We start from the raw sequence: 11,784 nt of genomic DNA on the forward strand, positions 1-11,784 counted from the left end.
TAACGCTTTAGACCTCTGCATTCGGGGTTCGAGAGCCTAATTTCTTATTCCTCCCTGTACAGGTTCCGGTTTTAATGAGTATGTTTAGGAAAAAAGGTAAAGAATACAAGGCGATATCTAGCTCCATACGTCCTTTTTTGAGTGAATTAGATAGCGAATTAAAGTGTAGAAGTCATATTGACTTTATACTTGTAAGTCAGATACGATGATCTGGTTGTAAGGCTAGAAATGCTGCAGAGAGGATCAGAGTAGATATGAAAAAGAGAATTGCGGATATCGCTACGATAATTGTAGGTGCCTTCTTATTTGCGTTGGCCGTCAACCTGTTTGTCATCCCGAATGAGTTTGGCGAGGGGGGCGTTACAGGGGTCACCATTATTCTGTACTATTTGTTCCAGTGGTCCCCTTCCATCGTTAATATCATCATCAATGGCTTGCTGCTGATTGTCGGCTACAAATTTCTGGATCGGCAGACGACGGTGTATACGATTCTTGCAGTTGCTTTTAATTCACTGTTTCTACATTTAACAGAAGGCTGGACGATCGCTTCGCATGAGCTGACCATTAATGCGGTCTTCGCGGGTGTGTTAGTGGGAACCGGAATCGGTTTGATTGTACGTGTCGGGGGAACGACGGCGGGAACCGTCATTTTAGCCCGGATTGCTAATAAATTTCTCGACTGGAATATCAGCTATGCGCTATTGTTTTTCGATTTGATCGTGGCCTTTTCCTCCTACTTTATTATTGGTCCGGAGAAACTGATGCTGACCATCGTCGCTTTGTATGTAGGCACCAAGGTGATGGACTTCATTATTGAAGGACTGAATCCTAAGAAGGCGATTATGATCATCTCAGAGAAGCAGAACGACATTGCCGAGATGGTCATTACCGAGATGGACCGCGGAGTTACCGTGCTGTCGGGCCATGGGTACTATACGAAGAACCCGAAGGAAGTCCTATATATCGTCATCAGCAAGCAAGAGGTATCCACGCTGAAGAAGATCGTCAAATCCATAGATCAAGCCGCATTTCTCACCATTCACGACGTGCGGGATGTGTTCGGCGAGGGATTTTTGGATATTTCGAAGTAAGTACCGTAGATGGTTGAGGGGGCTCTCAAACGGATGAGCCTCCTGTTACGCAGGGTGAGATGTTTGAATTTTGAAAGCAGATGTACGTATTTTGAATGTAGTTATTGCAGATATTCCCCTAGAATATAGGAAGAACCAATCCCAATTCTATTGAAGAGGTTAATTATGAAAGCGCTTTGAAACCCGTCGATGAGAGGCAGCCCAGAGCACTATCAGGAACTTAGGGTCGACACGCGGGTTGTAATCGTTTAAACCGAGGCCTCTTGCCAAGCGTGGCAGGAGGCCTTTTGTGCGTATAGGCAATGTTTTTTACCCTATAATGGGTTGTCTTCAAATTGTCTGGCTCCGCAAGCTATCGATATAATGAAGATTGTGAGATTTTTACGGTATAAGAGGCGGGGGGGCCAGACGGTGAAGGCACGGTTGATGGAAAGCATAAGATCTCTAAGTTACGGTAAACCGAAAAAACTAGCATTTAAGATCCCGTTTGTCTATTTCTTGGTGATTCTGTTGACGGTCGGGTTCAGCTATTTGGTGTTGAATCAAATTTCAGCCAGTTCGGCCCAGAAGAAAATTAATGAGGCATCACTGCAGACGGTGACGTCCATAAGGACTAACGTGGATTTGATGATCGAGAATGTCAACAACTATTCCAAAATGATCTTCTCGGATCGCAATTTGCAGAATTTGCTCCGGCAGGGGGATGTGTACGCCAACCTGCAAGCCCAGTCAAAGGTCAGCGCATACTTGTACAATCTAATGCAAGCGGTTCCGATCATCGACTCGGTCCATATTTACGACAATGAGGGGCATAGATTTACCGTAGCAACCCAGGAATTGCCAACGTACATGGAGGTAGACATCAAGGACGCCCCTTGGTACGACCAGGTTGTAAACAACAAAGGAAGATATATTCTGAGGCTCGACAACAGACGATGGCCTGTGGAAACCGCCGACGGCAATATCGTCTCTTTTATTCGACTGATTCGGGATATCGACAATACGGCCCCTCTTGGGGTGTTGGTCATAGACATCAAAGATGACGCCCTGGTTCAGGCCTACTCCAAGCTGTTGAATGGGAACTCCTTGCAAATCGCTATTCTGGATGAGAACAATCAGACCATTGTGGCCGATTCCACGGATGAACAAGGGGGTGTCGTTCTTCATGAGCTGTTGGACACGAACAAGACGATGCTAGAAGAGCAGTTTCGGCGGAGCGATTCGGGCTATCTTACGATGCATTTCGGTTCCCGGACGTATACGGTGACCTATCTATCAGGCGGGGCTAATAATTGGAAGTTTGTGAGCATTTCGCCGCACAACAGCATGGAGTCGCGCAACCAATCGCTGGTGCTGTTGGCGTTGCTTCTGCTGATCATAAATGGCATCATCTTCTTCGTCAGCTCCTTTGTCATTTCGCGCAGCATCATCAAACCGATTCAGAAGCTGCTTAGAGCGATGAATAAAGCCCCTAGCGGGAATTTCATGAAGGTCAACGCGGAGCAGAACAGCTTCGAGCTCGAGCAGTTGTATAACGGATACAACCAAATGATCGAGCAGATTGATCAACTGTTGAAGCGCGTCATCGAGGAGCAAAAAACGATACGCAAAGCGGAGTTGAATGCGCTTCAATCGCAAATCAAGCCTCATTTCTTGTATAACACGCTGGACTCTATCACGTCGCTCGCGCTATCAGGAGACAATGAACAGGTATGCGACTTGATAGAGGCGCTGGGGAGCTACTACCGATTGAGCGTTAGCAAAGGACAAGACGTGATCACCGTCGGGGAAGAAATCGAGATGGTGCGGAATTACTTGAAAATCCAGAGCGTGCGATATCAGGACGTCTTTGAGGCTCAGTTCGAGGTAGAGGAGGACTGCAGCCAGACCCCGATTCCTAAACTGGTGCTGCAGCCGTTGGTTGAAAACTCGCTGTACCATGGCATTCGCCCTAAAGGGACGAAAGGAGTCATACGGATCAGCATTAAAAATGTGGACGGATCCACGAAAATATCCATTTCCGATGACGGCATCGGCATGTCGCGAGAGGAGATCGAGCAAATCCTGTTTACGGAAAGACAAGGTCAAATCAAGAGCTTTGGCCTATGGGGTACCATGGAACGCCTGCGCATTTTTTACGATGATAGAGACGTATTCCATATTGAAAGCGAACCGGGTACAGGGACCAACATTACGTTAATCCTACCGAATGGAGTAGATTCGCCTTGGAAAATTTAAAAGTTCTGATCGTTGACGATGAACATTTAATCCGGAATTTGATTCGCATGCGCATCGACTGGGAACAGGAGGGCTTCGAGATCGTGGGGGAAGCTTCCAGCGCTCAGGAAGCTCTAGAGCTGGTGGAGCGGCAGAAACCGGATATTATTTTTACAGACATTTATATGCCGAATATCGACGGTATCGAGTTGAGCCGAAGGGTGTTGGAGAAGCACCCGCAGATCAAAATCGTGGTCGTGAGCGGCCATGACGAATTTGAATACGCACAGCAGAGCATCAAAATCGGGGTGTTCGATTTTCTTCTTAAACCGATCCGGGCTGCGGACCTGCTGCATGTCACTGGCAAGCTCAAACAGAAGATTGAGGAAGAACGGTCTCGGGATGGGGAATTGGCAAGACTGAAGGAAGAAATGGAGCGGAATCTTCCGTATCTCCGGGAGAAATTCTTGCTGCAGTGGTTGCAGGGGACGCTCTCCCGGGAAGAAATCCGGAAACAAGCGGAATATTTCAAACTGCCCGCGTTCCGACATGAGGTTGCGCATCAAATCGCCGTTGTCGAAATTAACCCGGCATCCGAAAAACATACCGAGGAGCAGTTGATTCTGCTAGGAATGGTGTGTAAGCGGAATATTGAGGCTTTTTTTCAGGATGATCCCCTTGTCACGATGTTGTCCGACACCCGAAATCAGTTCGTCATCAGTTCCTTTCATCCAGAGGGGGATCTCGCCGAGACTTGCGAGACACTGATGAACCGGCTAATCGCTTCCGCGAAATGCGTGGTCAACATCGGAGTCGGGCGGAAGCGCGAAAACCTGGAGGAGGCCTATCTGGGATATCAGGAAGCCTGCCGTGCGATCCGTTACAAAGCGTTCGTGGGGAATAATCAGGTCGTTTGTTTCGAAGACACGGTTGACAGCAAGGAGGAGACGTACCGTTCCAACTCGGAGCTTCTGCGGCAGCTGCAATTTTACGTCAGCGTCGGTTCATCGGAAAGCGCCGTGCAGATGCTGGATCATATCTTTGACGTTTCCTTTGCGAGCGTGTCGCAGTTCCGCATGGCCGCAATGGATGTGATCAACGAATGCCAGCGCGCGGCGATGGAACAGCAGCTCGAGGGTGAACAGGGGTTAAACAAGGAAACACTGGTTTCCATCATTACGGCCGACAATTTGCCGGAGTTGTTTCAAACCTTAGAGCGTTACGTAATTAGCATTTCACAGGCGATCTATACGAAAAGACAAGCCAAGGAAGGGAACCTGATCAGTCAGGTGCAAGCGTATCTGGAACAGAACCTGGGCGATCCGGAGGTCGGATTGGCCAGCATCGCAGGGGCTTTCTTCGTCAGTCCGGGCCATCTGGGACGGCTTATGAAGAAAGAAACGGGCCAGACCTTCGTAGAGTACTTGACCAACCTGCGTATGAAAAAAGCGGAAAATCTTTTGAAAACCACGGATTTAAAGGGGTACGAGATTGGCGAACAGGTGGGCATTTCGGATCCGCATTATTTCAGTATCCTCTTCAAGAAGGCAACCGGCAGATCTATGAACGAGTACAGGAACGCAAAGTGAAGAATCAGGGATGCTCGAATTTTACAAGGGAATGCGTTTATTTTGAATGGAGGTCTCGGAGGATCTTCCCTAAAATAACGGTAGATGCATCGAATTCTAATTGGGAGGTCAAAGAGATGAAAGCGTTGTTAAAAAGATCTATGAGTATCATCCTTGCGTTAGGTCTAGCAGGTAGTTTAGCTGCATGTTCATCCGACTCTTCCGGAGGGAAATCCCCGGAAGGAAGTGGAAGCGATTCCATCAAACTGACGCTTTGGGATCAGTCAGTAGGCAACACGGACCCGTCGGCGAAATTGTTGCCGCAAATTATCGAGAAGTGGAACAGCGAGCATCCCGATGTCCAAATTGAACGGACGGGCACGACCGGTGAACAGTATAAGACCAAAATCAAAACGTCATTGGCGGCCAATGAAGCGCCAGACATTTTTTACGGCATGGGCGGCGGAAGTTTCATGCAGCCCTATATCGAAACTGAGAATGTGCTTGAAATTTCCGGCTATTTGACGGATGAAATCAAGTCGAAGATGGCACCGGGGATGGCGGAAGCCATCGAAACGGACGGTAAAATCTATACCCTCCCCGTGTACACCCATATTGCCAACCTTTATGTGAACACCGAGTTGTTCGAAAAAGCGGGAGCCAAAATCCCGACGACTTATACGGAACTGCTTGATGCAGTAGAGAAACTGAAGGCAGCAGGAATTACTCCGGCACTCATCGGCGAGAAAGACCGTTGGCCGGGCATGTATTGGTACGACATGATTGCAATGCGCCAGGCAGGACATGACGCGGTCATTGAGGCATTTAAGGATCCTTCCAAATGGGACTCGCCGGACTTCGTTGCTGCCGCTGCTAAGATGCAGGAACTGGCGAAGGTGGGCGCGTTCAACAGCAGCATGTTGAGCATGAGCTATGATGAGATGCTGGGCGCATTTAATGCAGGCAGTGGTGCGATGATGTTCCAAGCTAACTGGGTGAATGCCGGTATCGAAGATCCGTCCTCGGCGACCAAGGGGAAGGTTCAAGTCATTCCTTTCCCCGCGTTTGAAGACGGCAAGGGCAAAGTAACGGAAATCTTCGGCGGGGCCGTTGACGGTTTCTATGTCACCAGCACGACGAAACATCCGAAAGAAGCGGTTGATTTCCTGATGTATTTGAGCGAACAACTGGGTACGCAAGGATATCTCGCCGGTGCAGGCCTCCCAAGCTGGAATATTGATGGACTGGATACTTCAGGTCTTTCCACGCTGGACAAATCGGCCGCCGATATTATGAAAACCGCCACCTCCTTTATAACCTGGTGGGACAACATTCTTCCTGCTGAATCTGCAGAAACGCATAAGAACCTGATTGCTGCGCTCTTGGCAGGCGATATAACGCCTGAAGAGTTCTGCAAACAGATGGCCCAGGTTAGACCGACGGAGCTAAGTCTTTGATCCTTGAATAATCTCAAGCCGGATGTGGTCAGGGGAATCCCTGGCCACATCTTTGAGAGGAGAACTCACGATGAATTCAGTTTTTTCGAATAAGACAGCGATTGCGATATTCGTTCTTCCTACCCTTCTCATTTTTTGCGGGATTGTATTAGTTCCGATTTTCGTCTCGAGTTATTATAGCGTATTAGATTGGAACGGCGTCGGTAAAGGTACTTTTATCGGATTTGATAACTATGTAGAGATGTTCACGGATCCTAGAGCCCTGCATTCCATCCGGAACTCCTTGCTGTTCGCGGCGGCTTCTATTTTCATTCAGTTGCCTATTTCCCTGCTGCTTGCCTTGATCCTGGCGTCCTCGGTGAAAGGCGAAGGCTTTTATCGGACGGTGTATTTTATTCCGGTGTTGATCTCGACCGTCGTCATCGCGCAATTATGGTCCAAGATCTACAATGCGGATTACGGCCTTCTAAATACATTGCTCGAGAACGTAGGACTTTCAGGACTAGCTCAGGACTGGCTTGGGCAGAAGAAGACCGCGCTCGCGGCTTCGTTCATTCCGACCCTGTGGCAGTATGTCGGTTATCATATGCTGCTGATGTATGCCGGGGCGAAATCGATCTCGCAGGATATTTTCGAAGCGGCCAAAATTGACGGGGCTTCCCGTATTCGGACCGCATTTGCCATTACGATTCCATTGATGAAACCTATACTCAAAGTATGTTTGGTCTTTTCCGTCATCGGTGCTTTCAAAGTATTTGACCTGGTGTACGTCCTCACGGGCGGCGGTCCCTTGTTCGCCACCGAGGTGCCGAGCACATTGATGTACACGACGATTTTCAATACGTACCGATATGGATATGGCAGTGCGATATCCGTCTTTATTATCCTGGAATGCTTGATATTTACGGTAATCATCAATAAATTCTTCAAGACCGAATAGGGGTGAGCATGTTGAGTACTGCAGAAGCAAGGTTGCCCAAGAAACCGCCATTCATTGGGAAATTCCTGTTGCATTTCTTTTTAGTCATCGTGGCGATTGTACAAATTTATCCCCTTATTTGGCTGGCGTTTTTCTCGTTGAAAGACAACAGCGAAATCTTCAGTGGCGATGTGGCGGGATTTCCGAAGAAGCTCCTCTGGAGCAACTATGCCAAGGCGTTGTCGGATGGCAACGTGATGAATTACTTCAATAATAGTGTGTTGGTGACCGCAGCTTCCATTATCCTTGTTTTAATCCTATCGTCCATGGCGGCTTATGCCATCACGAGAATGAACTGGAAGCTCAGTAATTTAACGATGACGCTGATCCTCCTCGGGATGATGGTTCCGATTCACGCGGCGCTGCTGCCGCTGTTTATGGTGCTGAAAAGCCTGCATTTGCTGAATACCTACTGGTCGTTGATTATTCCATATGTAGCTTTTGGGATTCCGATGGCCGTGTTCATTCTGGGCAGCTTCTTTAAGGGCGTTCCCCGCGAGATGGAAGAATCCGCGGTCATGGACGGATGCGGCATCTACAGAACGTTCTTTCACATTATTCTGCCGTTGATTCGTCCCGCGATCGCTACAGTGGCGATCTTTACCTTCCTTTCCTGCTGGAACGAGCTGATGTTTGCGGTGACCTTCATCAATGACGCGCACTATCAGACGCTGACAGTCGGGATGATGTCAATGGTCGGAACTTATATTACGCAGTGGGGAATTATTGGGGCCGGGCTGATGATCACGACCGTCCCTACGGTAGTCATTTATTTGCTGCTGAACAAGCAAGTCCAAAAAAGCATGATTGCGGGAGCAGTCAAAGGATAAAGACGTGAAGGGAGAATATGCGATGAAAGCAACGATCACAGTCAATGTCGATCAACCGGTTGGAACGATCAGCCGCCATATTTACGGGCACTTCGCCGAGCATCTCGGCCGCTGCATTTACGAAGGCATCTGGGTGGGCGAGGATTCGCCGATTCCGAATACCCGCGGGATTCGAAACGATGTCCTGGAGGCTTTGCGGGGTCTCCGTATTCCGGTGCTGCGCTGGCCGGGCGGCTGCTTTGCCGATGAGTACCACTGGAAAGACGGCGTCGGTCCAAGGGAGCAGCGGAAGCGCATGGTGAATACCCACTGGGGCGGCGTCGTGGAGAACAACCACTTTGGCACGCATGAATTTTTGGATCTGTGCGAGCTGCTGGGTGCGGAGCCGTACATTTGCGGCAACGTCGGTAGCGGCACTGTGCAGGAGATGCAAGAATGGGTCGAATACATGACCTTCGACGGCGAGTCGCCGATGGCCAACTGGCGGCGAGAGAACGGCCGGGAGAAACCGTGGAAGCTGAAATATTTTGGCGTCGGCAATGAGAACTGGGGCTGCGGCGGCAATATGCGGCCGGAGTATTACGCCGACGAATACCGCCGGTACCAGACGTATGTCCGGAATTACGGCGAGAACCGGCTTTATAAGATCGCCGGCGGCGCCAATGTCGACGACTATCACTGGACGGAGACGCTGATGCACGAAGCCGGCACATATATGGACGGCCTCAGCCTGCACAATTACACGGTGCCGGGAGGATTCGAGGTCAAACGGCCGGCCCTGGGCTTCGATGAGGCGGAATGGTTCGAGACCATGCAGCTGGCGCTGCACATGGATGAGCTGATTACGCGCCATTCGGCGATTATGGACCAGTATGATCCGAAGAAGCGGGTCGGCCTGATCATCGATGAGTGGGGGAACTGGTTCCAGGTGGAGCCGGGCACGAATCCGGGCTTCCTGTACCAGCAAAATTCGATGCGGGATGCGCTGGTCGCGGGTTTGCATTTCCACATCTTCCATCGTCACTGCGACCGCGTCCATATGGCGAACATTGCGCAGACGGTGAACGTGCTGCAGGCGATGATTCTGACGGAAGGGGAGAAGATGCTGCTGACGCCGACCTATCATGTCTTCGAGATGTTCAAGGTCCATCAGGATGCGGCGGCGCTGGCGCTTTATCTTGAGGCTGACGAGTATCATTTAGGTGAAGAGTCAATTCCCCAAGTCAGCGGATCGGCTTCGAAGCGGGCGGACGGCACCATCGATATCAGCCTGTGCAACGTCGACCCGCATCACGAAGCTGCCGTAACATTGCGGTTGCGCGGGCTGGCGGGGGTAAAGAAGGTGACCGGCCGGGTGCTGGCGCATGCCGATATGAACGCGCATAACACGTTCGAGCAGCCGGAGACGGTGGAACCTCAGGCATTCAACGGGGTTACGGACGTAAGTGAAGGTGGCTTGTCGGCAACGCTGCCGCCGATGTCCGTTGTCGTGCTGACGCTTGCTTAAAGAGAGGCGGGAAGGGACTATGAAATATCGGAATCATGGCGTTATGGCTAAAGGTTCGTTGGTGCATCGGGTACCGACGCAAGAGAAGGCGGTCGCCTTTACGTTCGACGACGGACCGCATCCAGTATTTACGGAACAGGTGCTAGAGATTTTCCAGAAAATAAACGGCAGGGCGACATTTTGTATGATTGGTCAAGAGATCGATAAGTTCGGAGACATCGCAGCCAAGGTTCATGCCGCCGGACACGAGATGGTCAATCATACCTACTCGCATCCGGACTTGACCCAGTTGACGGTGGAGGAAGCTCGGGCGGAAATCCTGCTGGGGGACGAGCGGATCCGTCGGGTGACGGGAAAACCGGCTTCGAACTTTCGGCCGCCGTTTTTCGCCGTGAATGAGGCCATCCTTTCGCTTGCCGCCGAGTTTGGTTACCATTCGATCGGGTGCGTCAACGGAGAGGCGAAGGATTGGGAGCAACCGCAGCCTGGCGCCGATTTTATTGTGGAGCACACGCGGCCGACGGTGGCGAACGGCAGTATTCTTCTGTTCCATGACGGGTACGGCGATCGGGCGCAGACGATCAAGGCCGTCCAGGTGCTGGTACAGGAGCTGGCTGCCGAAGGATATCGGTTTGTGACGGTCAACGAGTTGCTTGCACTTGCTGAATACCATGAATGACGTTGACATAACCCTGTTTTCGGAATTCGAAAACAGGGTTTTTTGTTGTGATCAGAAGGCGCCGTTCCTCATAAAATCATCCTCTATAAACTCCTCTTTTCATCAGAATTGCAGCACCCCTTAATGATAGTCTTATCACCGGTTTCTAGATTTATAGATAATGCTCCTTAAGAATGAATGATTATGACTTTTGGTAATTACAAAAAAAAGAAAACAAGGAGAAATGTAACTAATTATTCAAGATTAACGTTTTTATATAATGAATCATTTGTTTGGACACGAAAAAAGGATCTGAAGAAAGGTGTGACTGTAGCGTGGATTCTGAGATGAACAAAAGATGGGGGGACAACCCGGGAAAAGCCGGTGCCAACAGATTATTGCTTGCCCTATTTTACGCCATGTTTATCGTCTATGCTTTTATTGCCATTAAAGTTATTTTGTTTAAGACCATTCCTTTGTCAGCACTGTTCCATTCAGGAATCATGTCAGCATTAAGAAGCATTAATATCATTCCTTTTAATACGATTATTGAATTTATGACAAGTGAGAATATTGACATGGGGAGGGTGTTGGCCAATATAGGGGGGAATATTGCTATCTTTGTTCCTTTGGGGGTTTTCGTAGCTTATGCTGCACGCAACAAGCCTCTGCGTATTTCATTTCTTTGCCTGCTGCTGACCTCATTTGCGTTCGAAGTTATTCAGTATGTATTTGCTTTGGGGAGCAGCGACATCGATGATATTATATTGAATTTTTCGGGCGGAGTTATAGGTGTCGGTGTATATAAATGGTTACATAAATCAACATCCTCCCAGAATCAATTCCTGATGTCTCTTGTTGGTTTCTTCTTAGTAGCAGGACTCTTTGGGGGCGCCGCTATCCGGATGGTTGACCCTAGTTTGCTATCTTTCTCAACTGCTAAGGTCGAATATATTAATGAAAATGATGAGATCATGACGGGGTGGAATGAAGCAGAGGCAGACTTGTTTGGAGATTTGGCAGCTGCTGAAGCGAATAAAATAACAGTATATATGAATCCTAAATATATGCAAACAACAGAGGAAAAAGAAACGGACGAGGAGTATGTTCATATACAAATCAATGGCTCAACAAAAATATTTACCAGAAATATTTCCTCCGATAAAAATACCGTCATCAGCAAGTATGAAGAAGTAACAAGTTCGGATCTATCCTCCTTGTTAGAGACTGGGGATCCGACTCCTTCGGTTAGAGTGTGGTTATCGAACGAAGATAAGCAAGTGGCTAAAGCGGTTCTTATTAGTATCATAAATTAATATGGATAAAAGCCAACGAAATGAAAGTTGGCTTTTATTTTTATGTTTTTATTGAAAATACTAGAAGTATTTTAAAGATATATTTATTGTTTACAAAATAAGGGATAAGAGCTATCATAGATTTATAGATAAGGAAAATATTGCATATTAAAGTGAAAAAA

General features: G+C 48.7%; 9 protein-coding genes. All 9 read left to right on the top strand.

The genetic code is table 11. The features are described 5' to 3' along the window. The first annotated feature begins 254 nt into the window (after nt 1-254). The 9 genes from ABD014_RS19705 (at nt 255) to ABD014_RS19745 (ending at nt 11,623) form a co-directional block, all read left to right on the top strand. Nucleotides 255-1,091: a YitT family protein gene (locus ABD014_RS19705; RefSeq protein WP_343864012.1), complete on the top strand. Its 837-nt coding sequence runs from the start codon at nt 255-257 to the stop codon at nt 1,089-1,091. A 426-nt stretch (nt 1,092-1,517) separates the two neighbouring features. Beyond that, complete coding sequence (locus ABD014_RS19710) at nt 1,518-3,329, top strand: sensor histidine kinase (RefSeq protein WP_343864014.1); 1,812 nt, start codon at nt 1,518-1,520, stop codon at nt 3,327-3,329. Next, a complete protein-coding gene (locus ABD014_RS19715; RefSeq protein ID WP_343864016.1) occupies nt 3,317-4,897 on the top strand; it encodes a response regulator in 1,581 nt (526 codons plus the stop codon). The genes ABD014_RS19710 and ABD014_RS19715 overlap by 13 nt, the downstream gene beginning before the upstream one ends. Before the next feature lie 116 nt (nt 4,898-5,013). Beyond that, nucleotides 5,014-6,333 (top strand): extracellular solute-binding protein, encoded by a 1,320-nt coding sequence (locus ABD014_RS19720; protein ID WP_343864019.1) that lies wholly within the window; start codon nt 5,014-5,016, stop codon nt 6,331-6,333. Between the two features lie 70 nt (nt 6,334-6,403). Continuing rightward, the gene (locus tag ABD014_RS19725) at nt 6,404-7,273 is read left to right on the top strand and encodes a carbohydrate ABC transporter permease (protein WP_343864021.1); all 870 of its coding nucleotides are present in this window, start codon (nt 6,404-6,406) and stop codon (nt 7,271-7,273) included. Between the two features lie 8 nt (nt 7,274-7,281). Then, a complete protein-coding gene (locus ABD014_RS19730; RefSeq protein WP_343864023.1) occupies nt 7,282-8,142 on the top strand; it encodes a carbohydrate ABC transporter permease in 861 nt (286 codons plus the stop codon). Nucleotides 8,143-8,164: 22 nt separating this feature from the next. Further along, nucleotides 8,165-9,649: an alpha-N-arabinofuranosidase gene (locus ABD014_RS19735; RefSeq protein ID WP_343864025.1), complete on the top strand. Its 1,485-nt coding sequence runs from the start codon at nt 8,165-8,167 to the stop codon at nt 9,647-9,649. Nucleotides 9,650-9,692: 43 nt separating this feature from the next. Then, nucleotides 9,693-10,328: a polysaccharide deacetylase family protein gene (locus ABD014_RS19740; RefSeq protein ID WP_343864523.1), complete on the top strand. Its 636-nt coding sequence runs from the start codon at nt 9,693-9,695 to the stop codon at nt 10,326-10,328. Nucleotides 10,329-10,642: 314 nt separating this feature from the next. Beyond that, entirely contained in the window at nt 10,643-11,623 is a 981-nt protein-coding gene (locus ABD014_RS19745) for a VanZ family protein (RefSeq protein WP_343864027.1), read from the top strand. Nucleotides 11,624-11,784 lie beyond the last annotated feature (161 nt).

Source organism: Paenibacillus motobuensis, assembly GCF_039521865.1.
Classification (GTDB): domain Bacteria; phylum Bacillota; class Bacilli; order Paenibacillales; family Paenibacillaceae; genus Fontibacillus; species Fontibacillus motobuensis.

Coding starts and splice junctions, on each gene's coding strand:
- ABD014_RS19735 (WP_343864025.1), top strand. CDS start 8,165: ATGAAAGCAACGATCACAGTCAATGTCGATCAACCGGTTGGAACGATC.
- ABD014_RS19710 (WP_343864014.1), top strand. CDS start 1,518: ATGGAAAGCATAAGATCTCTAAGTTACGGTAAACCGAAAAAACTAGCA.
- ABD014_RS19725 (WP_343864021.1), top strand. CDS start 6,404: ATGAATTCAGTTTTTTCGAATAAGACAGCGATTGCGATATTCGTTCTT.
- ABD014_RS19705 (WP_343864012.1), top strand. CDS start 255: ATGAAAAAGAGAATTGCGGATATCGCTACGATAATTGTAGGTGCCTTC.
- ABD014_RS19720 (WP_343864019.1), top strand. CDS start 5,014: ATGAAAGCGTTGTTAAAAAGATCTATGAGTATCATCCTTGCGTTAGGT.
- ABD014_RS19730 (WP_343864023.1), top strand. CDS start 7,282: ATGTTGAGTACTGCAGAAGCAAGGTTGCCCAAGAAACCGCCATTCATT.
- ABD014_RS19740 (WP_343864523.1), top strand. CDS start 9,693: ATGGCTAAAGGTTCGTTGGTGCATCGGGTACCGACGCAAGAGAAGGCG.